23 protein-coding genes are annotated in these 25,764 nt (G+C 55.9%); 9 read left to right on the forward strand and 14 right to left on the reverse strand.

The genetic code is table 11. The annotated features are described in order from the left end of the window. Positions 1-98: 98 nt before the first annotated feature. Positions 99-1,400, reverse strand: coding sequence for a sorbosone dehydrogenase family protein (locus RTP97_RS13620; RefSeq protein ID WP_312414489.1), 1,302 nt, complete (start codon positions 1,398-1,400; stop codon positions 99-101). Beyond that, the gene (locus RTP97_RS13625; protein WP_312414491.1) at positions 1,397-1,837 is read right to left on the reverse strand and encodes a DUF2231 domain-containing protein; all 441 of its coding nucleotides are present in this window, start codon (positions 1,835-1,837) and stop codon (positions 1,397-1,399) included. Before RTP97_RS13625 ends, RTP97_RS13620 begins: the two co-directional genes overlap by 4 nt. A gap of 302 nt (positions 1,838-2,139) precedes the next feature. Here RTP97_RS13625 and RTP97_RS13630 point away from each other — a divergent pair, with 302 nt between their 5' ends. Further along, positions 2,140-3,681 carry a PAS domain-containing methyl-accepting chemotaxis protein gene (locus tag RTP97_RS13630; RefSeq protein WP_312414493.1) on the forward strand — a complete coding sequence of 514 codons (1,542 nt, stop codon included), beginning with the start codon at positions 2,140-2,142 and terminating at the stop codon, positions 3,679-3,681. A gap of 31 nt (positions 3,682-3,712) precedes the next feature. Here RTP97_RS13630 and RTP97_RS13635 read toward each other — a convergent pair whose 3' ends face one another. Together RTP97_RS13635 and RTP97_RS13640 are read right to left on the reverse strand one after the other, a co-directional pair. Then, on the reverse strand, positions 3,713-5,038 hold the full coding sequence (locus RTP97_RS13635; RefSeq protein WP_312414497.1) for a type II toxin-antitoxin system HipA family toxin: 1,326 nt from the start codon (positions 5,036-5,038) through the stop codon (positions 3,713-3,715). Positions 5,039-5,042: 4 nt separating this feature from the next. After that, entirely contained in the window at positions 5,043-5,339 is a 297-nt protein-coding gene (locus tag RTP97_RS13640) for a helix-turn-helix transcriptional regulator (protein WP_312414500.1), read from the reverse strand. 305 nt (positions 5,340-5,644) lie between these two features. On the opposite strand from RTP97_RS13640, the gene sra reads away from it, so the two are divergent. Beyond that, positions 5,645-5,782: a stationary-phase-induced ribosome-associated protein gene (gene sra / locus RTP97_RS13645; RefSeq protein ID WP_312414502.1), complete on the forward strand. Its 138-nt coding sequence runs from the start codon at positions 5,645-5,647 to the stop codon at positions 5,780-5,782. Between the two features lie 191 nt (positions 5,783-5,973). After that, positions 5,974-7,671 carry an NAD-dependent malic enzyme gene (locus tag RTP97_RS13650; RefSeq protein ID WP_312414505.1) on the forward strand — a complete coding sequence of 566 codons (1,698 nt, stop codon included), beginning with the start codon at positions 5,974-5,976 and terminating at the stop codon, positions 7,669-7,671. 39 nt (positions 7,672-7,710) lie between these two features. Here the strand turns inward: RTP97_RS13650 and RTP97_RS13655 are convergent, their stop codons facing one another. Beyond that, positions 7,711-8,316 carry an inorganic diphosphatase gene (locus RTP97_RS13655; RefSeq protein WP_312414509.1) on the reverse strand — a complete coding sequence of 202 codons (606 nt, stop codon included), beginning with the start codon at positions 8,314-8,316 and terminating at the stop codon, positions 7,711-7,713. Positions 8,317-8,582: 266 nt separating this feature from the next. Here RTP97_RS13655 and adhP point away from each other — a divergent pair, with 266 nt between their 5' ends. Together adhP and yddG are read left to right on the forward strand one after the other, a co-directional pair. Further along, positions 8,583-9,593 carry an alcohol dehydrogenase AdhP gene (adhP, locus tag RTP97_RS13660; protein ID WP_312414512.1) on the forward strand — a complete coding sequence of 337 codons (1,011 nt, stop codon included), beginning with the start codon at positions 8,583-8,585 and terminating at the stop codon, positions 9,591-9,593. 46 nt (positions 9,594-9,639) lie between these two features. Further along, positions 9,640-10,521: an aromatic amino acid DMT transporter YddG gene (gene yddG, locus RTP97_RS13665; RefSeq protein WP_312414515.1), complete on the forward strand. Its 882-nt coding sequence runs from the start codon at positions 9,640-9,642 to the stop codon at positions 10,519-10,521. Between the two features lie 66 nt (positions 10,522-10,587). On the opposite strand, the gene glgX is transcribed toward yddG, so the two are convergent. From glgX to treZ, 3 genes are all read right to left on the reverse strand, one after another. Further along, complete coding sequence (gene glgX, locus RTP97_RS13670) at positions 10,588-12,663, reverse strand: glycogen debranching protein GlgX (protein WP_312414518.1); 2,076 nt, start codon at positions 12,661-12,663, stop codon at positions 10,588-10,590. Positions 12,664-12,760: 97 nt separating this feature from the next. Beyond that, a complete protein-coding gene (gene treY / locus RTP97_RS13675; protein WP_312414520.1) occupies positions 12,761-15,295 on the reverse strand; it encodes a malto-oligosyltrehalose synthase in 2,535 nt (844 codons plus the stop codon). Further along, the gene (gene treZ, locus RTP97_RS13680) at positions 15,292-17,079 is read right to left on the reverse strand and encodes a malto-oligosyltrehalose trehalohydrolase (protein ID WP_312414521.1); all 1,788 of its coding nucleotides are present in this window, start codon (positions 17,077-17,079) and stop codon (positions 15,292-15,294) included. The genes treY and treZ overlap by 4 nt, the downstream gene beginning before the upstream one ends. Before the next feature lie 686 nt (positions 17,080-17,765). On the opposite strand from treZ, the gene RTP97_RS13685 reads away from it, so the two are divergent. Together RTP97_RS13685 and RTP97_RS13690 are read left to right on the forward strand one after the other, a co-directional pair. Continuing rightward, complete coding sequence (locus tag RTP97_RS13685) at positions 17,766-18,053, forward strand: hypothetical protein (protein ID WP_312414523.1); 288 nt, start codon at positions 17,766-17,768, stop codon at positions 18,051-18,053. A 164-nt stretch (positions 18,054-18,217) separates the two neighbouring features. Next, positions 18,218-18,430 (forward strand): hypothetical protein, encoded by a 213-nt coding sequence (locus RTP97_RS13690; protein ID WP_312414526.1) that lies wholly within the window; start codon positions 18,218-18,220, stop codon positions 18,428-18,430. Between the two features lie 49 nt (positions 18,431-18,479). On the opposite strand, the gene RTP97_RS13695 is transcribed toward RTP97_RS13690, so the two are convergent. The 4 genes from RTP97_RS13695 to RTP97_RS13710 all read right to left on the reverse strand — a co-directional run bounded on the left by RTP97_RS13695 (position 18,480) and on the right by RTP97_RS13710 (position 22,254). After that, positions 18,480-18,728, reverse strand: coding sequence for a biofilm development regulator YmgB/AriR family protein (locus RTP97_RS13695; protein WP_312414528.1), 249 nt, complete (start codon positions 18,726-18,728; stop codon positions 18,480-18,482). Positions 18,729-18,874: 146 nt separating this feature from the next. After that, positions 18,875-20,530 (reverse strand): iron ABC transporter permease, encoded by a 1,656-nt coding sequence (locus RTP97_RS13700; protein WP_312414530.1) that lies wholly within the window; start codon positions 20,528-20,530, stop codon positions 18,875-18,877. A gap of 39 nt (positions 20,531-20,569) precedes the next feature. Then, a complete protein-coding gene (locus RTP97_RS13705) occupies positions 20,570-21,538 on the reverse strand; it encodes an ABC transporter substrate-binding protein (protein ID WP_312414532.1) in 969 nt (322 codons plus the stop codon). Further along, positions 21,535-22,254 carry an ABC transporter ATP-binding protein gene (locus RTP97_RS13710; protein ID WP_312414534.1) on the reverse strand — a complete coding sequence of 240 codons (720 nt, stop codon included), beginning with the start codon at positions 22,252-22,254 and terminating at the stop codon, positions 21,535-21,537. The genes RTP97_RS13705 and RTP97_RS13710 overlap by 4 nt, the downstream gene beginning before the upstream one ends. Positions 22,255-22,478: 224 nt before the next feature. Here RTP97_RS13710 and RTP97_RS13715 point away from each other — a divergent pair, with 224 nt between their 5' ends. Then, complete coding sequence (locus RTP97_RS13715; protein ID WP_312414535.1) at positions 22,479-23,054, forward strand: flavin reductase family protein; 576 nt, start codon at positions 22,479-22,481, stop codon at positions 23,052-23,054. A 35-nt stretch (positions 23,055-23,089) separates the two neighbouring features. Here RTP97_RS13715 and pptA read toward each other — a convergent pair whose 3' ends face one another. Both pptA and RTP97_RS13725 read right to left on the reverse strand, forming a co-directional pair. Then, on the reverse strand, positions 23,090-23,320 hold the full coding sequence (gene pptA, locus RTP97_RS13720; protein ID WP_312414536.1) for a tautomerase PptA: 231 nt from the start codon (positions 23,318-23,320) through the stop codon (positions 23,090-23,092). Between the two features lie 31 nt (positions 23,321-23,351). Beyond that, on the reverse strand, positions 23,352-24,356 hold the full coding sequence (locus RTP97_RS13725) for a LacI family DNA-binding transcriptional regulator (protein ID WP_312414589.1): 1,005 nt from the start codon (positions 24,354-24,356) through the stop codon (positions 23,352-23,354). Positions 24,357-24,563: 207 nt separating this feature from the next. Between RTP97_RS13725 and RTP97_RS13730 the strand changes: the two genes are divergently transcribed. Next, positions 24,564-25,760: an L-talarate/galactarate dehydratase gene (locus RTP97_RS13730; RefSeq protein ID WP_312414538.1), complete on the forward strand. Its 1,197-nt coding sequence runs from the start codon at positions 24,564-24,566 to the stop codon at positions 25,758-25,760. The last annotated feature ends 4 nt before the right edge of the window (positions 25,761-25,764 follow it).

A 25,764-nucleotide genomic window follows, 5' to 3' on the forward strand; every position in this document is an offset into this window, starting at 1 on the left:
TCACATTTTCCTCAGTGTATGAGTAAAATGTGTCAACGCTATTCAGGACGGGTCAAAGCCGTAAAAAAAGCTGCCAAACGGCAGCTTTTTCATGTCAGCTACTGCGCGGCACTCACCCGCCAGACGGCGTCACCAGCATCGTCGGCGATAATCAGCCCGCCCTGGGCATCCATCCCCAGACCCACCGGCAGACCGCGGACCTGCTTCTGGTCGTCGGTTAAAAAGCCTGTGACCACCGGCTGCGGTAGCCCCACCGGCTGGCCGTTCTCAAACTTGACCCACATCACCTGGTAGCCGTTGAGCGGCTTGCGGTTCCAACTGCCGTGCTCGCTCACAAACGCGCCGCCGCGATACTGCGGCATATTGTCCCCGGTATAGAACAGCAGACCAAGCGGGGCCACGTGCGAGCTAATGGCGTAGTCGGGCTTGATGGCCTTCTCGACCAGATCCGGACGCTGCGGCTGGGCGCGTTCGTCAACGTGCTGGCCAAAATAGCTATAGGGCCAGCCGTAGAAGCCATTCTCCTGCACGGACGTCATATAGTCCGGCACCAGATCGGAGCCGATCTCATCCCGTTCGTTGACGATAGCCCACAGCTTGCCGCTCTGCGGCTCCCATCCCATTCCGGTGGGGTTACGCAGTCCGCTGGCGTAGATGCGGCTCGCCCCGCTGGCGGCGTCCACCTCGAGGATGGCCGCCCGGCGGTACTCCGCCCCTATACCATTCTCGGTGATATTGCTGTTTGATCCGACGCCGACATACAGCTTGCTGCCGTCGGGGCTGGCGAGCAGGGATTTGGTCCAGTGGTGATTGATCGGTCCACCCGGCAGTTCGGTCACCTCCTGAGCCGGCGCGCTGATAGAGGTCTGCCCCGTCTCATAGGGGAACTTCACCAGACTATCAGCATTGGCAACCCACAGCGTATTGCCAATCAGCTGGATACCAAACGGCGAGTGCAGATTCTCAATGAAGGTGTGCTTCTCCCATTTGCCGTTAACGTTGCGCAGCAGGGTAATGCTATCGCCCCCTTTTCCGGCCTTGCCGGAGGCGCTCTGTACCACGCCCATGATCAGCTGCTTGGGTCGGGTGGTAGGTTTCGGCGTGCTATTTGACTCCGCCACCAGCACGTCGTTATTGGGTAAAACGTAGATTTGGCGCGGGTGTTTCAGGCCATCGGCAATTTTTTCAATCTGCAGTCCGGCGGGTACGGTGGGCTTCTCGCCCTCTTTCCACGACACCCCTTCGGGCACCTGCATCGGCGGCAGCAGGAAGTTTTGCGCCTGCGGCAGCTCCGGGTTCGGCCCCATCTGCTTCTGCGGATCGACAGATGCGCCGTTATCACAGGCGCTGAGTAGCGCGACAATTACCACGCTGAGTAACGCTCGGTTATCTCTTTTCATACGGTGTCTCCATAAGCGTTACGCTGGCGCAGCGCGAGTTGAACATTTGCCAGCAGCAGCAGGATCACCACCAGGGTAGAGAGCGTTACGCCCAGCGGGACAACGGCGTAAGCATCGCGGCTATGGATAAAGGCATTCACTATCGCCAGCAAGATGGCGACCAGGTTAAGCCAGAAGTGCAGCTTAACGGGGGAGCTAAAGGAGTACCGATGCCCTACCCAGATCTGCACCAGGTTTATGATGCGGGGAATGATGGCAATCACCAGACCGATAACAATTAGCCAGCTGGCGGCATCGGTCCACATAATCTGCATGCTTTTGATATAGAGAATGTCAAAGATCCAGGCGGCGGTAAAAAAGCCGAGTGGAATGGGATTAAGTAGCTCATACAGCGCTACGGCAAAGCTCGAACGTCCTGAAGCGTGAGGGGTGTGCATGTCCATCTCCTGAGCCTGTCCAGCGATTAAAGGTACCTGTAAAGGTTAGATTATTTTTGCGATATAGCACGAAGCCCTCTCTATTTGCGTTAAGGTTTTGCCGAGCGCTAAGGTATTAACAACATCCAATTAATCTATTTTCATTTTTATAACCTACGCCGGTGACATATTTTAGCGTGACTAAAAAAATATTTTCTCCAGCTACTTTTCGTTATTGCATTCATAGTGGAAAATGCGCGAGCTATAAGAAAAATACAATTCCTTTTTTATTTATTGCAAGACGCTTGATTATGGGGTTATTGATGAAGCGTAACACTCCTGTTACACAGAAAGAGTATTTGCTTAACGACGGCACGACGCTCATGTCGACAACCAATACGCAGAGCCATATTTCTTATGCCAACTCTGCTTTTATTGAGGCCAGCGGCTTCGTAGAGGGGGAACTGGTCGGCGAGCCGCATAATATTATTCGCCACCCTGATATGCCTCCGGCCGCGTTTGCCGATATGTGGTTTACCATCCAGCAGGGAGAGAGCTGGACGGGGCTAGTCAAGAACCGGCGTCAAAATGGCGATCACTACTGGGTGCGGGCTAACGTCACCCCGGTTTATCAGCAGGAAAAGCTGACTGGCTATATCTCGGTCAGGAATATTCCGCCACGGGAAGAGATTGACGACAGTGAAAACCTCTATGCGCAAATAAACAACAATAAATTAAAAGGGTATCGCTTCTATAAAGGCGTACTGGTGCGACGAGGGCCGCTCTCTTTATTATCTCTGTTTAAGTGGCTGACTATTTCACAGCGTATTAATCTGGCGCTGGGTATTACCGCATTGCTGATTGCCGTCTTGCCCTTTATTAATCTTCCGGCGCTGGTGCTATCCGGCGCGACGCTGATTCTCTTTATATTTGCCTCGATCTTTTTACAGGCGCAGGTTTCGCATCCGTTAAAATTAGTCTTAACGCAAATGCAGAAGGTGGTCTCTGGAAGACGAGCCGACTATTTTCAGTTTAACCGCGTCGATGAGATAGGCATGCTGCTGCGCCTTGTGAATCAGTCCGGGCTGAATCTTAACTCTCTGGTGGGGGATGTCACCAGCCAACTGGATGGGATCCGTAAAATCAGCCATCGCATCTCTGAAGAGGGGAAATCGCTACAGCAGCGTACCGAAGAGACCTCAACGGATCTGCACCAGACGGCGGCGGCAGTTGAGGAGATAGCCAGCGCGGTGAAGCAGACGGCAGAGACCGCTGCTGACGCGATGATCCGTGCAGACGAGACCAGCAGTAATGCAGTCAACAGCGGCAGCGTCATGAAGCAGACCATCACCATGATGCAGTCCATCTCCCGCGATAATAAGCAGATCGTCGACATTATTGGCGTTATTGACAGCATCGCCTTTCAAACCAACATTCTGGCACTCAACGCTGCCGTAGAGGCTGCCCGCGCCGGTGAGGCTGGCCGTGGCTTTGCGGTGGTGGCGGCCGAGGTGCGTCATCTGGCCCAGCACTCTGCTTCTGCCGCGAAGGAGATCAAAACGCTGATAGAGCAAAATGTCGCAAACGTCAGCAGCGGCGTAAAGATGGTTGAGAATACCGAAACGCACCTGACGGCGATGATCGACAACGTTATTCAGATGTCGACCATGATCAACGAGATTGGCACCGCCACCCAGGAGCAGACCCAGGCGCTGGCGTTAATCAACGAGTCCATATCGCGCATCGGCGTGATGACCCACAACAATACCGGCATGGTTGAGCGGGTTACCGACGCCGCCTGCGACCTCTCCTCCCGTGCCGCACGTCTGCAACGCGCCGTGCAGGTTTTTGGCGGAGGAAATTGACAATGAGCGGATGGTCACATGAAATCGATACCTATTTCTCAGTCAGACGCCTGCATTGCTGCCTTATTCCATCAAAAACTTTTTCTGCCACTTCTTGCGGGAACTGGTCTGGAATTAGCCCGCTAACACGCTCAATCACGTCCGGTGTTTCAGATATGATTTCCTCTATCAACGTCTCTACCAGCCTCTTACTGAGGCCGGTCAACTCGCCATGCTTGAGCCAGTGTCGTCTTTGTATCCTGTTAATCAGGTAATAGTTGGTATTGCCACGGACGGCCATTGCTAGCTTGCACTTCTGCCAGGATATCTGGTTGTTTCCGTGACCGAGCACCGGCCATGCTGATAATACATCATAGAGCGGGGTGAGGTGATAACGACCCTGAGGCTCTATCGCGATACTGAAATTTTTGGCATGGCCATCTGTGGCAGCCATTAGCCAGAAAATAATCTGCGACTTGAAGAACTGCATTCTGTCATGTTCAGCCTGGTCTGAATGACTCAGAATTTCCATTACATCCGTGATACCCGGGCCACCATCAACCTGATACTTTCGTAATGGTGAAACCCCCAGAGCCTGACACATATCCTCCTGGGGTAAGCGTATTATCCACTGTCGGTCACCTGACCATTTCCGGTCAAAACGCTCAACTACCAGCACCTTCTGGTCTTCAAATTGTGCCATCTCTGTTTTTGCCACGGGGCTCCCGTAGTGTTCAAGAAGTTGCGAACAGAGCCATTCATTTTCCACCGACGAGCTCATGTCTGCTTTCATATTTCCGACCAGCCCGAGCGGTAACTTGAATATATGCGTCGTCGGCGTATTGCCTTCAGGCAGACACCACCGATCTTCATGCCACAGCAAGGCTGTTTTTTCCTGTGCACCGGCAATAGACAAACGTAAGTCGTCAGAATTATCCTGCCTGCCGGGTAACAATGCCTCGGTAGTATTACGCAATATCGTCGCTATTTCTGATTCAGAGAGCTGGCGATATTTTACGCAATATAGATCTGTGGGCTCATCGTCTGGATGCAGTAGCTGTATAGCACCCACGCAATCTTTTCCCAGTTCTGTCAGCAGATCAAAAGGTTCGAGGCTTTCTGCCTGATAGCGCGTAGCCAGACGCCTGCGTATCCCTTCGCTGTCCGGTAGTAAATTATCAAAATAGTCACGTACCACATTTCCACGTAAGATTTGATCCCCGGGGGTGAAAGGCAGAGACAACGATAAAGGCCTTCCCTGCTCGTCAGCACTCCATTTCGGGAGATAACGTAACGAATCTACCCCTTTGTTCCTTTCCCAGAATCCGACCCGGATGCCGTTCATCCATATTGCTAAACGCTGCTGTCTCCGGCTCATATCCTCACCATTTCTCCAGTCTGGCAGGTAAATTTGATAATTTATCGCCCTCTTCTGTCTGCTTCACGTTTGATGAGACGGGCCCCGAGGTGAGGTTGATCTCTACGCCCAGCACGGTAAACACCTTGAACAGGCGTTCCAGGCTCGCACTGGCAGGGTTGGCCTCCAAGCGAGCATAAGTCTGCTGGGTTACCCCTAACCTTTCAGACACCTCTTTTTGCGTCAGTCCATTTGCTTTGCGAAAACCAAGGAGCAAGGGACGCAACTGGGTAAGTGTCTTAACTGGATAGACATTTTTCATAATAAGCTTGCCGCAAGAATTGGATTTTATACACCCTATAAGCTGTTTTATAAAAATACACCCTGAAGGCTGTTAAAGCAACATTACAGCCTGAAGGCTGTTAAAAATCTTCCCCTATCTGTAAGACTATTACGCTTAAGCTCTAAAAAATGGCTACCTCCCGAGCAGCAATGATTGAATACTAAGCTCGCAGCACATTTTTCGTTCAGGGAAAGTGGTACGTTGCTCAAGCTATGGGATACGCTTTGCCCGGCTCGCAGTTGCGGGCTGGTCCTTGAAACTATTCACAGAATTAAGGAGTTAGCATGAGATCGAATCGTCAGGCACGTCATATTTTAGGGCTGGACTATAAGCTGTCGAATCAAAGAAAGGTCGTGCGTAGTGAAGACGGCAGCGAAAAAGTGGTTACCCATCGACATGGTCGCCATCGTCGCGCCGAGTGATGCATTAACCGCCACTGATAATCTAGTCTTACGCCACCGCTCCGGTGGCGTTTATCTTTATGAATATGTTTCATCGAAGTAACAAGAAATTGCACTACGCATGCTTTATACTCCCCCCGCCGTACACCCACCCCGTTTGCACGCAGGTAACCGTGCCATCGCCGGGATCCGTCTACCCAGGAGTTTTTGAGATGTTGCTGAAGTACAAGAAAAACCGTTCGCTGTACATCCCCTATGCTGGCCCCGTGCTGTTAGAGTTTCCCCTGCTAAATAAAGGCAGCGCCTTTAGCCTGGAAGAGCGACGCAACTTTAACCTGCTCGGCCTGCTCCCCGAAGTGGTGGAGACCATAGAAGAGCAAGCCGAACGCGCCTGGCTACAGTATCAGGGGTTCAAAACGGATATCGATAAGCACATCTATCTGCGTAACATCCAGGACACTAACGAAACCCTCTTCTACCGTCTGGTGGAAAACCATCTTGATGAGATGATGCCGGTTATCTATACCCCGACGGTCGGCTCCGCCTGCGAACGCTTCTCTGAGATCTACCGCCGCGCGCGCGGGGTGTTTATCTCCTACGAAAACCGCCACATGATGGATGACATTTTACAGAACGTCCCGGCGCACAATATTAAAGTGATCGTGGTCACCGACGGCGAACGTATTCTGGGGCTCGGCGATCAGGGCATTGGCGGCATGGGCATTCCTATCGGCAAGCTGTCGCTCTACACCGCCTGCGGCGGCATCAGTCCGGCCTATACGCTGCCGGTAGTGTTGGATGTCGGCACCAACAACCAGCAGTTGCTTAACGATCCGCTCTATATGGGCTGGCGTCATCCGCGTATCAGCGGCGACGAATACTATGAGTTCGTGGATGAGTTTATCCAGGCGGTGAAACAGCGCTGGCCGGATGTACTTTTACAGTTTGAAGACTTCGCCCAGAAAAACGCTATGCCGCTGCTGAACCGTTATCGGAACGAGATCTGCTCCTTTAACGATGATATCCAGGGTACCGCGGCGGTAACCGTGGGTACGCTTATCGCCGCCAGCCGTGCCGCAGGCAGCCAGCTGAGCAACCAGAAGATTGTCTTCCTCGGTGCAGGCTCTGCCGGGTGCGGTATCGCCGAGCAGATCGTCGCCCAGACCCAGCGCGAAGGGCTGAGCGAAGCGGCGGCGCGGCAAAAAGTGTACATGGTCGATCGCTTCGGTCTGCTGACGGATCAGATGCCTAACCTGCTGCCGTTCCAGAGCAAGCTGGTGCAGAAGCAGGAGAATATCCAGAACTGGGAGACCAGCGGCGACGCCATCTCTCTGCTGGACGTAGTGCGCAACGTCAAGCCAGACATCCTGATCGGCGTTTCGGGTCAGACCGGGCTGTTCACGGAGGAGATTATCCGTGAGATGCATAAGTACTGCCCGCGCCCGATCGTCATGCCGCTCTCGAATCCGACCTCCCGCGTAGAGGCCACGCCGCAGGATATCATCACCTGGACCGACGGCAACGCGCTGGTGGCAACCGGCAGCCCCTTCCCGCCGGTGCAGTGGAAAGATAAGCTCTACCCGATTGCCCAGTGCAACAACGCCTATATCTTCCCCGGCGTCGGGCTGGGCGTTATCGCCGCCGGTGCGTCACGCATTACCGATGAGATGCTGATGGCCGCAAGCGAAACCCTGGCGGAGCACTCCCCGCTGCGGACCAACGACAACGGCATGGTGCTGCCGGGCCTTGATGAGATCCAGCACGTCTCCCGTGCCATCGCCTTTGCGGTAGGTAAAGTCGCCCAGGAGGAAGGCGTGGCGGTGAAAACCTCCGCCGAGGCGCTGTCGCAGGCAATCGACGATAACTTCTGGCGGCCTGAGTACCGCAGCTATCGCCGAACCTCAATCTAAGGCAGATAAACTAACGGGCATCTTCTGATGCCCGTTTTTTTAATTCTGCTGCGGGTGCTTCGCTTTCCAGGCATCCCATGCCGCTTTGATCTCTTGCTTCGCGGTGGCTGCATCATTGAAGCCGTTCAGCTCAACGGATTTACGCCCCGCCGGAAGCTGTTTATAGACGCGGAAGAAAGCCTCTAAACGCTCCTGCTCGATTTTTGGCAAATCGCTCAGGCTTTGAATCTCATCATAGGTGGGGTCGATTTTGCTCGCAGGTACAGCGACGATTTTGTCATCCTTCTCGCCGCCGTCGATCATCTTCAGGACGCCAATTGCGCGGAGCTTGATCAGCGTGCCGGGAGCCATCGGCGCACGGGTATAAAAAATCACATCCAGCGGATCGCCATCGCCTGCCAGCGACTGCGTTAGCGAGCCATAGTTTGCCGGATAGGCTACCGGCATCGACTGGAAACGGTCGGCAATAATAAAGCCGGTTTTTGCATCGGTCTCATACTTGATAATACCGCCAGCGGGGATCTCCGTTACCGCATAGAACTCCTCCGGGTTGTTCTCCGGCTGTGGAAATTCCAGAATGTTTTGCGCCTGAACTGACGCCGACAGAAGCAGACTTACCGCAAGAAGTTTTTTCACCAGAAGCATTGCTAAGACTCATATTGTTGAGAGAAGCCAGTAACTTACGCTGTGTTTATGACCTCTGGATGACAATGTTTTAAAAAAGTTACCTTCGTGTTAGCTGAATTGCTACCTGACCAGCAAAAATGCGAATGATTCTCATAAATTATTGCAGAATGTTTCGTTGTGGTTGCATACTGAACAGAAGTTATTAATCCTTAAGGAGTAATTGCGTTCCCTTCATACGCGTTGCGTTATGCATCATCCAACTGCATACCCATAAGGAGATAAAAATGAAAGCTGCTGTTGTCACTCACGATCATCAAGTAGAAATCAAAGAAAAAACCTTACGCGCTCTTCGTCATGGCGAGGCGCGGTTAAAGATGGAGTGCTGTGGGGTTTGCCATACCGATCTTCACGTTAAAAACGGCGATTTCGGTGACAAGACCGGGGTTATTCTGGGCCACGAAGGCATTGGCGTGGTAGAGGAAGTGGGGCCTGGCGTCACCTCGCTGAAGCCAGGGGATCGCGCCAGCGTGGCCTGGTTCTATGAGGGTTGCGGGCACTGCGAATACTGTAACAGCGGGAACGAAACCCTCTGCCGCGAAGTCAAAAACGCAGGTTATAGCGTCGATGGCGGCATGGCCGAAGGGTGCATTGTGGTCGCGGACTACGCGGTTAAAGTCCCGGATGGGCTGGATCCCGCCGCCGCCAGCAGCATTACCTGCGCAGGCGTGACGACCTACAAATCGATTAAGATCTCCCACATCAAGCCCGGGCAGTGGATTGCCATCTACGGTCTTGGCGGCCTTGGCAACCTCGCGATGCAGTATGCGAAAAACGTATTCAACGCCAAGGTGATCGCTATCGACGTCAACGACGAGCAGCTCAGCCTGGCGTCAGAGATGGGAGCCGATCTGACTATCAACTCCCGTAACGAGGACGCAGCGCAGATCATCCAGCAGAAAACCGGTGGTGCGCATGCTGCGGTCGTGACTGCCGTCGCCAAAGCGGCGTTTAACTCCGCCGTGGATGCGGTGCGTGCCGGTGGCCGCGTGGTGGCCGTTGGCCTGCCGCCGGAGTCGATGAGCCTCGATATCCCGCGTCTGGTGCTGGACGGTATTCAGGTCGTCGGTTCGCTGGTGGGCACCCGTCAGGATCTGACCGAAGCCTTCCAGTTTGCCGCCGAGGGTAAAGTGGTGCCGAAAGTCGCCTCCCGACCTCTGGAAGATATTAATATTATTTTCAAAGAGATGGAGCAAGGCCAGATCCGTGGTCGTATGGTGATCGATTTCCGGCATTAAGGTAGTATGCCCTTTTCAAAGACATAGACGTTATAACGGACGTAGGATGACAAAGAAAAGGGCAACGCTTATCGGCTTAATTGCCATTGTGCTGTGGAGCACCATGGTGGGACTCATTCGCGGCGTCAGTGAAGGACTCGGCCCCGTGGGCGGGGCGGCAATGATCTACACCCTAAGCGGCGTACTGCTTTGGGCTACGGTTGGCTTCCCCGCCGTTCGGCGCTTTCCGCTCCGGTATCTGCTGGCCGGCAGCGTACTGTTTGTTAGTTATGAGATGTGCCTCGCCCTCTCCCTTGGCTACGCCGCCACGCGCCATCAGGCCATTGAGGTCGGGATGGTCAACTATCTCTGGCCGAGCCTGACTATTCTGTTCGCCATCCTGTTTAACAAACAAAAAAGCAACCTGTGGATTGTGCCTGGCCTGCTGCTCTCGGTTCTTGGTGTCTGCTGGGTGCTGGGGGGCGATAGCGGACTGAACGTCGCTGACATTCGCGACAATATCATCTCCAGCCCGCTCAGCTACCTTCTCGCCTTTAGCGGAGCCATCATCTGGGCTACCTACTGCACCGTCACCAGTAAATATGCCGATGGCCACAACGGTATTACCCTGTTTATCTTGCTCACTGCGCTCAGCCTGTGGATCAAGTTTGCTCTGAGCGATCAGCCGCCGATGGACTTCAGCTGGCCGGTTATTATCCAGCTTCTGATGGTGGCTTTTGCCCTTGGGTTTGGCTATGCCGCCTGGAATACGGGCATCCTGCACGGCTATGTCAACGTGCTGGCGGCGGCCTCCTACTTTACCCCTGTGCTGTCGTCGGCGCTGGCGGCTACGCTGCTCAGCGCCCCGCTGGGCCTGGCATTTTGGCAGGGCGCACTGATGGTCTGCGGCGGCTCCCTGCTCTGCTGGTACGCCACGCGTCAGCGCTAGGGGTGTCGATGCAAAAGCGGCTCTGCTGAGTGTCAAAGCAGAGCCGTTTTAACTATTACCTTCTGATTATGGTCTTCTGAACAGCGCAATACTGCGCCCTTCCAGGGTGAAATCCGTTTCGCTATCAATAACAATACCGCGCGGTTCCGTATCAAAGGTGGTCAGCTCCAGCACCCAGCCGCTCTCGCCAGGCTGTGGAATGCGGAACTCCATGCTCTCTTCAAACGGATTGAGCAGCATCAGCACGTCGTGCCAGATCCCCTCCTCAGGTTTTAAATCCGGCCGGCTGATATAAACCACCAGGGCCGAACCTTCATGCCAGTGCTCTGGCTGCTGAACGCCACCCTCGGCGTTGAACCACTCGATAAGCAGGCCATCGCGCCAGCTTTCGCGGCGCAGCAGCGGCTGCTCTTTACGCAGCTTGATAATCTGGCGGGTGAACTCGCGTAGCGCCTCGCTGGAGGCCGGCAGGTCATCCCAGTGAATCCAGGAGATCTCGCTGTCCTGGCAGTAGCCGTTATTGTTACCCATCTGGCTACGGCCAAACTCGTCCCCCGCCAGCAGCATCGGCGTACCGTGGGAGAAGAGCAGCGTAGCGAGGAAGTTACGTTTTTGCCGCTCGCGGATGGTATTGATATTTTCGTCGTCGGTCGGGCCTTCCGCGCCGTAGTTGTACGAGCGGTTGTCGTTATGACCGTCGTTGTTGTCTTCGCCATTCTCTTCGTTGTGCTTATCGTTGTACGACACCAGGTCGTTCAGCGTGAAGCCGTCGTGAGCGGTGATAAAGTTAACGCTGGCCCACGGGCGACGACCGCGGATGTCGTAGAGATCGCCAGAGCCAAGCAGGCGGGAGGCAAAATCGGATGCCACGTTATCGCCCTTCCAGTACTCACGCACCGTGTCACGATACTTATCGTTCCACTCCGCCCAGCCCGGTGGGAAACCACCCACCTGGTAGCCACCCGGGCCGATATCCCAGGGCTCACCAATCAGCTTCAGCTTCGACAGCACCGGATCCTGCGTCATGGCATCAAAGAAGCCGCCGCGCTGGTCAAAACCTTCCGGCTCACGGCCAAGGATTGTACCGAGGTCGAAGCGGAAGCCGTCGATATGCATCGACTCTGCCCAGTAGCGCAGGGAGTCCATCACCATCTGCAGCACGCGCGGATGGGAGGTGTTAACGGTGTTGCCCGTGCCGGTATCGTTGATGTAGTAGCGGTGCTGGTCAGGCAGCGTGCGGTAGTAGGAGAAGTTATCGATCCCCTTAAACGACAGCGTTGGGCCCAGTTCGTTACCTTCCGCCGTGTGGTTATAGACCACGTCGAGGATAACCTCGATACCCGCATCGTGGAATGCGCGCACCATATCGCGGAAGCCCTGAATACCTTTCGGCCCGAAGTAGCGCGACGCTGGCGCAAAGAAGCCCAGCGTATTGTAGCCCCAAAAGTTTTTCAAACCTCTGTCCAGCAGATGCTGGTCGTCCGGGAACCAGTGAACCGGCAGCAGCTCGACCGAGGTAATGCCCAGGTTTTTGATGTAGTCCACGGTAGCCTTGTGGCCCATCCCTTCAAAGTTACCGCGCAGCGCTTGCGGCAGCGCAGAGTTGAGCTGGGTGAAGCCCTTCACATGGGTTTCATAGATAATCGCCTGCGACCATGGAATGTTCGGACGGTTATTGTCCTGCCAGTCGAACTCATGCGGGTCGATCACCCGGCACTTCGGCATAAACGGTGCGCTGTCCCGCTTATCGAAGGTCAGATCCTTATCTTCATGCAGCATGTCGTAGGCAAAATGTGCTTCGTTCCACTCTACGTCGCCAACCAGGTCGCGGGCATAGGGATCAATAACCAGCTTATTGGGGTTGAAACGGTGACCGTTCTCCGGATCAAACGGTCCGTGAACGCGGAAACCATAGAGCGCACCCGGCTTAAGACCGGGCACGTAGCCATGCCAGACTTCATGGGTATTTTCCGGCAGCTCAAGGCGGGCAATTTCATTCTTGCCGCTTGGATCATAGAGGCAAAGCTCAACGCGCTCTGCATGCGCCGAGAAAAGGGCAAAATTGACACCCTCACCATCGTAGTTTGCGCCGAGAAGATGATAATCCCCCGGCAGGATTTTATACGCGTTACTGTGTTTCATTCATTCTTCTCCATAGAATGTGGACTTCAGAGGGCACATTCCTTCAGGCAATAAGCAACCAGGCGCGTTTAAGCGCTGCAAATTTTCAAGATTCAAATCAATCAGCTATCAATATTTGCGGGACATCTCCAGTGGTATGGGTTAAATCAAGGCGATCGTTCAGGGAGATAACTTCTCCGCTGAGAATATTGCGGTAGCGGCGGCCTGCGAGTTCTTCAGGCAACGCAATCGTGGTATCGGTAAACCATGCCGCTTCAGCATCGTCAGGCAGGCGCAGCGCGAGACGCGGCGCAATGACGATCAGCGCGTCACCGCCTCGAATCCGAGGGGTCACCCGGGCATAGGCGATAACGTGATCCGCCCGCTCCCCCGTTACCGCCAGCGGCAGATAGTCGCCATGACGGAACAGCGCGGGCTTCTGCTGACGCAGGCGCAGGCTCTTCGCGATGACCTGCTGCTTCAGCAGGCCACTCTGCCAACTCTCTTCGCTTGTCGGAACAGGCCGATCGTCCCCGCCGAGCTGCTGGGTCAGCGTGGCAAAATCCGGCTCCCGACGGTTGTCAGGATCGACAAGGCTGAAGTTAAGTGCCTCGCTGCCCTGATAGATATCCGGCACGCCCGGCGCGGTGAGCTTGATCGCCGTCTGGGTAAGGCTGTTAACCAGCCCCGCCCGAATAAATGGCTGCAGCGCGCTAACGAAATCCTGCAGGAAGGCCTGGTTATCCGGCGAAAGCAGGTGCCGGGCATAGTCGAGCATCGCTTTTTCAAAAGGATCGTTGCTGTCGACCCAGTCGGTCCGCAGCTTCGCTTCCCGCAGCGCTTTTTCAACGAAGTCCAGGAAACGCGCCTCTAAAGCCTTCAGGCCTTCCGCGTCGTCTGGCTGAAGCGTCACGGGCCATACGCCCGCCAGCGCCTGATAGAGCATCCACGCCCCGGCAGGTTTTGGTGCCGGGCCATCCTCAAGCTCGACCACCTTATGCTGGTTGATCTCCTGCCAGCGGGCAACGCATACCGCCCAGCGCGCCGGGGCTTCCGTCAGGGTGTAGAGCCGCGCCCGCGTATCCTCGCCGCGTTTGGTATCGTGGGTCGAGGTACCAGACAGCGCGTCGGGCTGCTTCTCCAGCCGGGTTTTCATCTCAGCGTGGAAACGATCGAGAGAGAACGCGCGCCGCAGCGGCTCGGCCCCCACTTCATTGAGCGCCAGACCCATGTTTTGACGGAAGAAGAGCGTATCCTCTACCGACTTAGCCATCAGCGGCCCGGTGAGCTGCTGGAAACGGGTGCGGAAAAGCGCTGCTTTCGCAGAGACAGCATCAGAGAGGGAGCCAGCGAGAATATCGGTGATAAAATCGAGCGCCTCCGGATCCGGCGCGTTCGCGCTGGCTTTGACCTTCGCTACCACTTTTTGCAGCAGTTCGGCATCGGTTGGTGGCAGCCCTGCCTCTGTACCGTAGGTACGATAGACCGGGAAGGCGACCAGAAGTTCTCGTAAAGCTGCACGCACGGTGGTTTCCTGAGCGGCGATCCCCTCGGATTCAGCAATACCGAGCGCCAGCTTCAGCAAGGTAGTAAATTCACCTTCGAAATTTCTGTCGGCCATCAGCAGCTTCGCCGCACGCAGCTCGGCCTTCATATCAGCCGGTTTGCTCAGGGTCTTATCATAGGCCTTGCGCAGCGCGGCAAGCCTGTCGTCGTCTACCAGGGCGTCCGAAATCGCAGCAATAAATTCGTATCCGGTAGTGCCGGACACGGGCCAGTCGTCCGGCAGATGCTCGCCCTTACCAAGGATCTTCTCAACGGTGATGTAGCAGTCGGATCCCGCCTCTTTGCGCAGACGCTGAAGATACCCTTTGGGATCGGCGAGGCCGTCTACGTGGTCTACACGCAAACCGTCTACCGCCCCGCTGCGCACCAGATCGAGGATCAGCCGGTGGCTATCGTCAAAGACGGCATCGTCCTCAACGCGAACGCCCGCAAGGCCGGTAATTTCAAAGAAGCGGCGGTAGGAGAGATCGCGCGGCGCATCCCGCCACGTCATCAGCCGGTAGGGCTGGCGCTCGTGAAGCGCGATAAGCTCGGCTTTATCGGTAAGCTTCAGCACCTCCTCTTCGCGGCCCTGATAGCTCTCCGGACAAAGCGGGTAAACGCTTTCAAAATAGACGAAAGCAGGTTTACCGGTCTGCGGATCGGCCTGCACGCTGATATCACCCTTCTCCAGCTCGGCCTCAAAGGTATCTCCGAGGAACGGCAGGGTCAGGCGTCGCGACCAGTCGATATCAAAATAGCGGGCGTAGCGGCTCTTTTCACCGTTCTCGACCACGTCGCGCCACCAGGGATTCTCCAGCGAAGCGGCCATATGGTTCGGCACAATATCCAGAATCAGACCGAGACCCGCCTCTTTCAATGCCTTCACCATCCGGTCAAAGCCCTCACGGCCGCCGATGGCAGGCTCGATCTCATTGGCATCCGTCACGTCGTAGCCATGCGTGGAGCCAGACGTAGCGGTAAAGATTGGCGAGGCGTAGAGGTGGCTAATGCCAAGCTGCTGCAGGTAGGGCACGAGGCCAGCGGCACGGTCAAAGGTCATGCCGTTACGAAATTGAATCCGATAAGTCGCGGTTGGGATCTTCACTTTGCTTCTCCTGATGCAAGGCGAACAACAATTGAGTTCTGCGACAGTTCATCTGTCGCATTCGGCCAGGCAAAAACGGTTTCGCCGGGCAGGTCCGGCAGGGTCTGATTACGCTCGCCAATATTCAGCGCCAGCGAGAGCGTGCCTTTTGGGAAGGTCCAGGTCACGGCGAGGAAACCGTCGGCGGTGTTGACTACCCGCCCCGAATTGCCCCCGGCGGTAGCCAGCAGCGGTACGATATGCTGCTGGCGCAGCTGCAGCAGCGCCCGGGTCAGCTCCAGCCAGGCGCGCCCTTCGTGACCTTCCAGCTTTTTCCAGTCCAGCTTAGACTGCATAAAGGTGCTTTCGGCGTTGGGATCGGGCACGCTGTCACCTTCGTAGCCATCATGCCCTTCGAACTCTTTGGCCCGCCCTTCGCGCACGGCTTTGGCGAGATCGCCATGAAAATCGGTAAAGAACAGGAAAGGATTACTTTCGCCGTACTCTTCCCCCATAAACAGCAGCGGGATGTGCGGGGACAGAAGCAGCGCAGCCAGCAGCACTTTAGTACGCTCGACGCCCGCCAGGGAGACCAATCGCTCGCCCTGGGCACGGTTGCCCGTCTGGTCGTGGTTCTGGATAAAGTCGACGAAGGCCACCGGTGGTTGCCCGGTACTGCTCACGCCGCGTGCCTCGCCAGACTGGGGAGAGACTTCTCCCTGATAGGCAAACCCTTCGGCCAGCGCCCGCGCCACGTGTTTTTCCGGCTCTTCCGCAAAATCCTGGTAGTAGGCGTGGGTTTCACCGGTAGCGAAAACGTGTACGGCGTTGTGGAAGTCGTCGTTCCATTCGCCGCTGAACAGCGGGGCCGCGCCCTCTTCATCACGCGGATGCAGGAAAATGACGTTCCGGCAGTCCTCCGTAGTCAGGTGGACGGGACGGTCAGTAATCTCAGCGCGAATGCGCTCAGCAATCTCAATCAGGACGTGCTTGTCAGCGCTATCCTCAATCTGATCAATGGCATCAAAGCGCAGGCCATCGAGGCTGTACTCTTTCAGCCAGTAGAGCGGTGCTTCGGCAATATAGCGGCGCACGGCGTCAACATCATAGGCGATGCCGGGTCCCCAGGGGGTCATGCGCTCTTTGTGGAAGAAGTCTGGCGAGATCAGCGGCAGATAGTTACCTTCCGGGCCGAAATGATTCAGCACAATGTCGAGCACAACCGACATACCGTAGCCGTGAGCGGCATCGACAAAGGCTTTAAAATCATTTGGCGTACCATAGGCAGAGTGCGGCGCATAGAGCAGCACGCCGTCGTATCCCCAGCCGCGATTGCCGCCAAACTGAGACACCGGCAGGATCTCAATGGCGGTGATACCGATGTCCGCCAGGTAAGGCAGTTTTTCAATGGCAGCTCTAAACGTCCCCTCGGGAGTAAAGGTGCCCACGTGTAGCTCATAAAAAACCGTCTCTTCCCAGGGACGTCCCTGCCACTGCGTGTTTTGCCAGCAATAGCTATCCGGATTTATGACCAGGGAGGGACCGTTGACGTCCCCCTTTTGCCCACGGGATGCCGGATCCGGCAGAGCGGTACCATCAGCCAGAATGTAGTTATATTCCGTACCGGGCGCGATCCCGGTTGCGGAAAATTCGAACCAGCCATCTCCAGCGGGGTTCATCTTAAATTCCTTGCCTGAGAGCCTGAGCGTGATACTTTCCTGGCCGCTCGCCCAAACACGAAAACGCACTGTGTCGGCGGCCACGAACTCGGCCCCCCAGCTTTTAAGAAAAGATCTGGACTCCATGCAGATACCTCAATAAACGCAGACGTGACGAAAGGGTGTAAAACGGTGTTCGGGGTGTTACCTCTCCTGACCGTATGTAAATAAAATCATAGTCTATGGTGCAGATTGTGATGTGCAGTTCTACTTAAGGAAGGTTTATGTACAATGATAGACGCGATATATCGCTTTCAAATAAAGGGGTTACCAGTAACACCGGATCTAAGCAAGGTAAAAAAATATCTCTTTTCTTTTCATTTACCATTTCTTATCGATATTATTAGGCAACAAAATAAGTTGGCTGGCGTGTCTGACCCGCGCTTAACAACATCAAAATTATTTAACCGGATCGGAAACGGCAGATATGTGCGATAAAGATGTGAAACATACACCTGATTGCAACTTAAAAAAGAGCGCGTACGGCATCATTCAGGGTGTCCCTTCACGAGAGGAGACGCTGGGCGATATCGTTATGGCACTTTTGCGGTCCGGCCAAATTATCAGCAGACGCACTATCTGCCTTAAGCTGATTGGCAGGATTGAAGCCGCAACCGATCAGACTATGCATGCCCATCTTAGCGATGTAATGCGTCTGATTTTGCGAAACCATTCGTTATGACAAGCATAATTTACCTGTCAATCCCGGGCGTAAGTGGGCATACTGACAATATGATAAGCAGTCCAGCGCCGTATACCTATTGAGAGGCTCAATGAGCAAAAATGATAAAGACAGGCTGGTTGATAAGGTTATGGGCGAAGCGGTAATGACGCTTCTTGAAGCCGATGACAATGTCTCTTTTGATGCGCTTATCGGTCAACTGCAGGATAATCTGCATGATGAAACCGACTATGGTCGACGCGAAGCATTTCGTACCGCAATCAATGGGGTACACCACTTCAGGACGCTCCCTGATGAAGCGGAAGGCCCTTCCCGCTCGCTTAAGTTAAACAGGCGCGATTCTGTCCTGTATCACACTAAGTCTGAGTATAAGCACTGATCATTAATGCCTGTTTAATCGATACGATTAGCAGGTTCTTTTCCACATTTAGATTCGCCCTTCTAATCAGACTTGCCTTCAGCATGTTCCCTTAAATGCTCTCTGTGAATTTGATCTTGGCTGACAAGCCTGGAAGATAAACCCCTTCAGCATTGAGAGTGCAATTGAACGACGATGAACAGGTTCGACTTGAGAATATTCAAGAGGTAGTTGGCGAGGCCGCGACATGGCTGATGAACTCACATCTGCCTGTAAATGCCGACAACCTGATGATGGTGCTGCGCGCCCGGCGCATCATGGTGAAAGATACGCAGCAAAAACGCACTTTGGATGCCTGTGTGGCTTATCTACGGACGCGTATAATGAAACCAGCGTAAGCTAACGCCCTGCCGGTAAATAACCCGAGACAGGGCGTGGTTAATATGATTACAGATCGTCCGGTGTTTTCTGCACGATCAGCTCAAGAGCGCTGCGATAAACATCGAGTTTGACAACATCATCTTCTGTTTCGAGCATCCTGATAAGGGCCAGAATCAGATTTTTATTATTCACCTCGACTCGGTTGCTTTTGAGATTTTGCGCGAGCTCTTTGATAAGCACGCGTTCAGCTTCAAAAGCCTGAATGCCCTGATCGAAGTAGGTGTTTAGGTGGTCTTCCGTTGTTGCGCTGTGCATCGATATGCCTTCAATTATAAGTTACTGGCCTCTCTACATATCGAGAGAAAATTATTGCAGGAATAAACGTAGACAGCATTTTACGCCTGCGCAATATCTCTCATTTCGATTGGCTAAAATTCAAACGCCTCATGCACAAATAGTTATCAGCCACGACCTTTGCGCTGCATTATCGTCAGCGCAGTGAGCATCAACAGCAGACCGGTTAGCAGCGTTAACGTGGCCATTGCCATCCCCTGCCCGACCGATCCCTGCTCAAACTGCCGCCAGATAAATACCGCCACGGTCTGGGTCCCTGCCGGAGAGAGCAGCAGCGACGTGACCAGCTCACGTGAGGCGATAGCAAACACCATCAGCATCGCGGCCAGCATGGCCGGAAAGACCAGCGGCATGACGATAAACCGCAGCGCCTGTAGCGCACTTGCGCCGTGGACGCGGGCTGCTGGCTCAAGATTCCCGCCGAGCTGGCGCAGCGCGCTGGTGATATAGCGTACCGGCCAGGGCATCAGCAGGCAACAGTACGAGAGCAGCAGTATCGCCCAGGTATTGTAGGGCGAGACGGGCCAGAAGGTGCGGTTCCACAGCAGAATCAGCCCTACGCCAACGACAATACCCGGTAGCGCCGCGGGCAGTAACGACAGCGCGTCCAGCACGCTGCGGCCTTTAATCTGCCTGACCACAACCAGCCACGAGATCAGTAGGCCAAGCAGCCCGGTAATGAGCGCCGCGCCCAGCGCCAGCGACAGACTGGTGCCCAGCGCTGACAACGCATCCCCCTGCTGAGAGAAGAGAGCCTGGTAGTGCTGAAGCGTTACGTTGCTCCATACCAGTCCCCCTGACAGCGTTGACATCACGCCGGTAACCGCCATAGATAAACCCGGCAGCCCTACCGCCAGCAAACCGGTAAGAGCCATTACCACGACCACCGGAACGGCGGCGATGCCAAGCGTGGCTCCCTGATTCTCCGTAGGCTTCCCAGTTACGCTGGTCACCTCTTTATCCCCTACCAGGCGACGCTGGAGCCACCACCCCGCTAAGGCAATAGTAATCAGCACCATCGAGAGCAGAGATGCGCCGGGCAGATCGATTGGCCAGTCGGCGAGCTTCTTCTCAATGCCCACCGTCATCATCACTACTCCAGAGCGAGAACCCAGTGCCGCCGGTACGCCATACTCCTCGATAGCCAGAGTAAATGCCAACAGCATGCCTGCCGCCAGCGCGGGTGCGAGCATCGGCAGCGTGATATGCCAGAATGCCCGCCAGGCCGTGGCGCCGTGCACTCGGGCAACGAGTGCCAACCGCAGCCCGCTGGCCAGCAGGCTGCGCGAGACGGCAAAATAGACCACCGGGAAGATATTCAGGGTCATGACCAGCACAATGCCGCTGCGGCTAAAAAGCAGATCGTTAAGGTCGATACCCGTCAGCTGATCCAGGTAGCCATTGGTCTGTAAAACCAGCATCCACGAGAGCGCGGCAATATAGGGCGGCGTCAGAAACGGGATCAGGAAGATGAGATCCCACAACCTGGGGGCGGGAAGATTAAACAGCCCGCGCATCACGCCGAGCGGCAGGCCGATCAGGGCGCTGAGCAGCGCGACGCCAGCGGCGTTCCACAGCGTACCGCCCAGCATGGCGGGCAGCTGCGGGTCCTGAAACTGTGGCGCGATGCCGCTAAACGCCCCGCTCAGAGAGCCAGCGCTAAACTGCGGGAAGATGGCCTGAAGAGTAATAAACAGTAACGGCAGCGCGACGAGGATCGCAAGCAGCGCCACGGTAGTGAGCGTAATAAATTTCTGTTTCACAACGGCTATCCTGAAAGCGGGGTTGCCCCCGCCGGGTGATTACTGTGCGAAAAGCGTATTAAAGCGTTTCAGCACGTCGCTGCGCTCGCTGTTGCCGTCATTGGTGGTCGGCAGAATTTTCAGCTCATTAAGCAGCGGGCGCTTAGCGGCAACGTCGGTGCGGGCCGGCATCAGCCAGGCCTCGGCGACCATCGCTTGCCCTTCCGGAGAGAGCACGTAGTCCACAAAGGCTTTTGCGTCATCAGCGTGCTGGGTCGTTTTCAGGATCATCATCGGACGCGGAGCAATCACCGTCCCGCTGGCCGGGAAGATCACCTTCAGGGATTCGCCTTGAGCGATATTGCCGTAAGAGACATAGTCAACTGCGCCGAACACCGCGGCTTTTGCCCCTTGCATCACCGGCGTTACCGCCTGGGCATTTGGCCCGCTCACCACCATGCCGTTCTGCTTCAACTGCTCAAATAATTTCCAGGCCTCATCGCTCATCCCGTTTTGCAGGCCGATCAGCAGATCGAGCGAAGCACCAGAGAGCGCCGGATCGGGCGTGGTGACTTTATCTTTGAAGTCGGCAGCGGTGAGATCACGCCACTCTTTTGGCTCAGGCGTGCCGCTCTTGCTGTTCCAGACGATACCCAGCGCCGAGATACCTTGGGCGACATAGTCATCGGTTTTCAGATTAGCAGGCACCTTTTCAGCGTTCGCGCTTTGGTAAGGCAGCAGCCAGCCGCGATTATGCAGGTCTTCCGCCGTATCCCAGGAGGCGGAGATGAGGATATCCGCCTGTGGATTGGCCTGCTCGGCCTCCAGACGCGCCATCACCTTTCCTGTCGTCGCCTGGAAAATATCAACCTTGACGCCGGTTTTCTTCTCATAGCCCGCAGCCAACCCTTTTGCCAGCGATCCCGGCCCGGCGGTGTAGACGGTCAGCGCCTGTGCGCTGGATACGCCTATGGCAGACAATGTCATAGTTAATGCAACTCCTTTTATTACAGACGTCACTGATTTCATAATAAAGCTCCATTGTATGTTGTAACTATTTTAGGTGTATCCAAATCGGATGCCGCCACGCGCCCCGCAGACAGGTGCACGATACGGTCGGCAATCAGTTCGGCCTCCCGGCGATCGTGAGTCACGTAGACTGCCGTCGTGCCGGACTGGCGCAGGATGCGCGACATCTCCAGGCACAGCGACTCACGCAGCTCGCTGTCGAGATTGGAGAGCGGCTCATCAAACAGCAGCACCCGAGGTTGGGCAACGATGGCCCGTGCCAGAGCCACCCTCTGCTGCTGTCCGCCGGAGAGACCGGAGGGTTTGCGCTCGGCAAAGTCAGTCAGCCCTACCCGCGCCAGCGCCTCGGCGACGCGAACCTCGCGTTCGCTGCGCGGCAGGTTGCGCATTTTGAGGGGAAAAGCCACGTTTTGCGCCACGGACATATGCGGCCAGAGCGCATAGTCCTGGAAGACCATACCAATATCGCGCGCTTCGGGCGGCAGCGCCCAGCCAGCCTTCGCCACCAAACGTTCGCCAAACCAGATCTCCCCTTCCCCAGGCTGCGTTAGTCCGGCGAGCAGGCGCAGCAGCGTACTTTTACCGCAGCCGGACGGCCCGAGCAGAGCCACAATGCTGCCGGGTTCGATATGCAGATCGATCTGATGAAGAACGGTATGGGTGGCAAAGGCGTAGGAGACACCTTCAAGACGGATACGCGTGAGTGCGTGCATCATCGCCCTCCTGCTACAGGAAGCCGACAACGCCCCGTCGTCAGATAATGACGGGCCGCACTCACCTGTACAAAAGACAGGGGAGCAAACATATTGTTATCCTCTTTGGGACTTGGTTGCTGGCGACTATAGGCAGGCTTTGTTACGGCGCGATGACGCAAACGTTACGGCTTGATTTAATTGGCTATGCAGCCTTTAATGCAGCAAGGTCACTAAAAGGAGTCACAATGAGCCATTTCCGCCCCGTTGCGCTGGAGCACGCCAGCCGCCTGCTTAACCACGGCCCCACCGTTTTGATCACCAGCCGGGACGAGCAGATCGATCGCCGCAATATCATGGCGGCAGCCTGGTCGATGCCGGTGGAGTTCTCCCCGCCGCGCATTGCCATCGTGATCGACAAAAGTGCCTGGTCGCGGGAGCTGATTGAGCGCAGCGGCATGTTCGGCATCGTGGTTCCCGGCGTCGCTGCCAAAAACTGGACCTACGCGGTGGGGAGCATCACCGGGCGCGATGAGGATAAATTTAACTGCTACGGTATTCCGGTCATCTCCGGCCCGGTGTTAGGCCTGCCGGTGGTCGAGGAGCGCTGCCTGGCGTGGATGGAGTGCCGCCTGCTGCCGGCCACCGCCGCGCAGGAGAAGTACGATACCCTGTTTGGCGAGGTGGTTGCCGCTGCGGCCGACGATCGGGCGTTTATCAACGGCCGCTGGCAGTTTGATGATGACAAGCTCAATACCCTGCACCACCTGGGCGGCGGCACCTTTGTCACCAGCGGTAAGCAGATGAGCGTTAACGATAAGTAGTAGTGTTCCCTGCCGCTAACGGCAGGGAGAGCAAACTACATGTCGTAGCCTGGCTTTTTGATCAGCTCTGCCATCTGCGGGGCGATCTCCGTATCCCACACCTGCGCCTTCCAGTCTTCCGGCTGGACCTGACTCAGCGCCACGCTCACCGAGCTCTCTTTGCTATTGAGGTGGCGAACAATCGCGGCGGTAATATCATCCGCCAGCGCGGTTTTCTGCTCGTCGGTCAGGTCGCGGGGGAAACATTTAATATCGATATGCGGCATAGCAAACTCCTCGTCTGTATTGGTTTTATGTTTAAGCCGACTCGCGCTCAATAAGCGTAAAGCCAACGTCCTGAATAGCATTGTCAGGTTCGATTCCCTCAATGCGGTCGGCAAGCAGCGTCGCGGCGCGCAGCCCTATCGCATGGCGATCGACGCTAACGGTGGTAATAGCGGGCCGATTAGAGGCAGCGAAGTCGAGATCGCCGAAGCCGATGACGGCCAGATCCTGCGGCACGCGCAGCTCGCGGCTTTCGGCCTCCATAATCGCCCCCTGAGCCAGGGTATCGGAGCTGCACACCACCACGTCACACTCTCCCTGAGCCAGCAGGGTTCCCAGCCCTTCCCGACCCAGCGCCAGCCTGGCGGGTAGCGGGACGTCTACCTGTAAAGGCGCGGGAAAACCGTGCAATGTTAGCGCTTCACATAGCCCCGCCTTTCTCTGCTGGGCGCGACGGTCCTCTGCCCAGATCAGCCCCGGTCGCCGATAGCCTTTACGCTGTAAAAAATGCCCCAGCGCCTGGCCCACCTTCTCATGGGAGAATCCAACGAGCATATCAAGCGGCGTTGGGGTTGAATCCCAAATCTCCACCACCGGTACGCTGGCGTTTAGCACAATCTTTTTCAGCTCCGTCGAGTGGTGAATACCGGTTAACACAATGCCATCTGGACGGCGCGAAAGCAGCGCCGCCACCAGTTCGGCTTCGGTCTGCGGCGTGTAGCCTGACATACAGAGCAGCATATGGTAGCCCCGCGCCGCCAGCGCATCGTTAAGCGACTGGATAGTATCCACGAACATGCTGTTATTGATCTGCGGCACTACAACGGCAACCAATTTGCTGCGTCGGGTAGCCAACCCGCCCGCCAGCGCGTTAGGAATATAGCCGGTAGCCTTAACGGCATTTATTACCCGCTCCACCGTCTCAGGTCGCACCCGCTCTGGCGTATTGATCGCCCGGCTGACGGTCATCGACGACAATCCGGCGACGCGGGCAACGTCATCAAGGGTGGGCGCTCTGGGCGGCTGCGGGCGGGGGATTTTAGGCGTGGTCACACAGTATCAACCTGTTCTCAAAAGCATTTCACCCATTATTCATCATGCTGCTCGCTTAATCCACAGGGCAATGTGACCCGAGTGGGAAGAAACTGTGATCGACTGTACAAATTATCTTCTCCCCTGTAGCAACGGCCTGCCCGTTACACTATAAATGTTAGCGCAAACATTTTATAACCTACGGAGAGTAAGATGACCTTTAGCGCAAATTCTGATTCAGTCACCTATGCCAACGCGCAGGGTGTGAAAACGGCGGCAGAGAGCGGGGATCGTATTGAATGGGTGAAGCTCTCCCTCGCCTTCCTGCCGCTGGCTACGCCGGTCAGCGATGCCAAAGTGCTGACCGGTCGACAAAAACCGCTGACCGAAGTGGCGATTATCGTGGCGGAGATCCGCTCCCGTGACGGCTTCGAGGGCGTGGGTTTTAGCTACTCCAAGCGCGCCGGCGGCCAGGGTATTTATGCCCATGCCAAAGAGATCGCCGATAACCTGCTGGGGGAAGATCCCAACGATATCGATAAGATCTACAGCAAGCTGCTGTGGGCCGGTGCCTCCGTGGGCCGCAGCGGCATGGCGGTACAGGCCATCTCCCCTTTCGATATCGCCCTGTGGGATATGAAAGCCAAACGCGCGGGCCTGCCGCTGGCGAAGCTGCTCGGCTCCCATCGTGACTCGGTCCAGTGCTACAACACCTCCGGCGGCTTCCTGCATACGCCGCTGGATCAGGTGCTAAAAAACGTCACTATCTCTCGGGAGAACGGCATTGGCGGCATCAAGCTGAAGGTCGGTCAGCCCAATACCGCCGAGGATATTCGCCGCCTGACCGCCGTACGCGAGGCGCTGGGAGACGATTTTCCGCTGATGGTGGACGCTAACCAGCAGTGGGATCGCGAAACTGCAATCCGCATGGGACGCAAAATGGAGCACTTCAACCTGATCTGGATCGAGGAGCCGCTCGACGCCTATGACGTTGAGGGCCACGCCCAGCTCGCCGCCGCGCTGGATACGCCGATCGCTACCGGCGAAATGCTGACCAGCTTCCGCGAGCATGAGCAGCTGATCCTCGGTAACGCCAGCGACTTTGTTCAGCCGGATGCGCCACGGGTTGGCGGCATCTCGCCGTTTCTGAAGATTATGGATCTGGCGGCGAAGCACGGGCGCAAGCTGGCCCCGCATTTTGCGATGGAGGTGCACCTGCATCTGGCGGCGGCCTACCCGCTGGAGCCGTGGCTGGAGCACTTTGAGTGGCTAAACCCGCTGTTTAACGAGCAGCTGGAGCTGCGCGACGGCCGGATGTACGTCTCCGACCGCCACGGCCTCGGCTTTACCCTCAGCGAACAGGCGCGCCGCTGGACCCAGCAGAGCGCTGAGTTTGGCAAACGGCCATAACGTT

The sequence above is a fragment of the Pseudescherichia sp. genome (assembly GCF_031998825.1).
In the GTDB taxonomy this organism is placed as follows: Bacteria; Pseudomonadota; Gammaproteobacteria; order Enterobacterales; family Enterobacteriaceae; genus Pseudescherichia.

Excerpts from the sequence above, each read along its gene's own strand:
- RTP97_RS13715 (WP_312414535.1), top strand. The coding sequence starts at position 22,479 with ATGAGCCATTTCCGCCCCGTTGCGCTGGAGCACGCCAGCCGCCTGCTT.
- RTP97_RS13705 (WP_312414532.1), bottom strand. The coding sequence starts at position 21,538 with ATGAAATCAGTGACGTCTGTAATAAAAGGAGTTGCATTAACTATGACA.
- RTP97_RS13730 (WP_312414538.1), top strand. The coding sequence starts at position 24,564 with ATGACCTTTAGCGCAAATTCTGATTCAGTCACCTATGCCAACGCGCAG.
- RTP97_RS13710 (WP_312414534.1), bottom strand. The coding sequence starts at position 22,254 with ATGATGCACGCACTCACGCGTATCCGTCTTGAAGGTGTCTCCTACGCC.
- RTP97_RS13630 (WP_312414493.1), top strand. The coding sequence starts at position 2,140 with ATGAAGCGTAACACTCCTGTTACACAGAAAGAGTATTTGCTTAACGAC.
- adhP (WP_312414512.1), top strand. The coding sequence starts at position 8,583 with ATGAAAGCTGCTGTTGTCACTCACGATCATCAAGTAGAAATCAAAGAA.
- RTP97_RS13655 (WP_312414509.1), bottom strand. The coding sequence starts at position 8,316 with ATGCTTCTGGTGAAAAAACTTCTTGCGGTAAGTCTGCTTCTGTCGGCG.
- pptA (WP_312414536.1), bottom strand. The coding sequence starts at position 23,320 with ATGCCGCATATCGATATTAAATGTTTCCCCCGCGACCTGACCGACGAG.
- glgX (WP_312414518.1), bottom strand. The coding sequence starts at position 12,663 with ATGAAACACAGTAACGCGTATAAAATCCTGCCGGGGGATTATCATCTT.
- RTP97_RS13625 (WP_312414491.1), bottom strand. The coding sequence starts at position 1,837 with ATGCACACCCCTCACGCTTCAGGACGTTCGAGCTTTGCCGTAGCGCTG.
- RTP97_RS13635 (WP_312414497.1), bottom strand. The coding sequence starts at position 5,038 with ATGAGCCGGAGACAGCAGCGTTTAGCAATATGGATGAACGGCATCCGG.
- treZ (WP_312414521.1), bottom strand. The coding sequence starts at position 17,079 with ATGGAGTCCAGATCTTTTCTTAAAAGCTGGGGGGCCGAGTTCGTGGCC.
- RTP97_RS13650 (WP_312414505.1), top strand. The coding sequence starts at position 5,974 with ATGTTGCTGAAGTACAAGAAAAACCGTTCGCTGTACATCCCCTATGCT.
- yddG (WP_312414515.1), top strand. The coding sequence starts at position 9,640 with ATGACAAAGAAAAGGGCAACGCTTATCGGCTTAATTGCCATTGTGCTG.
- RTP97_RS13695 (WP_312414528.1), bottom strand. The coding sequence starts at position 18,728 with ATGCACAGCGCAACAACGGAAGACCACCTAAACACCTACTTCGATCAG.
- sra (WP_312414502.1), top strand. The coding sequence starts at position 5,645 with ATGAGATCGAATCGTCAGGCACGTCATATTTTAGGGCTGGACTATAAG.
- RTP97_RS13620 (WP_312414489.1), bottom strand. The coding sequence starts at position 1,400 with ATGAAAAGAGATAACCGAGCGTTACTCAGCGTGGTAATTGTCGCGCTA.
- RTP97_RS13640 (WP_312414500.1), bottom strand. The coding sequence starts at position 5,339 with ATGAAAAATGTCTATCCAGTTAAGACACTTACCCAGTTGCGTCCCTTG.
- RTP97_RS13685 (WP_312414523.1), top strand. The coding sequence starts at position 17,766 with ATGAGCAAAAATGATAAAGACAGGCTGGTTGATAAGGTTATGGGCGAA.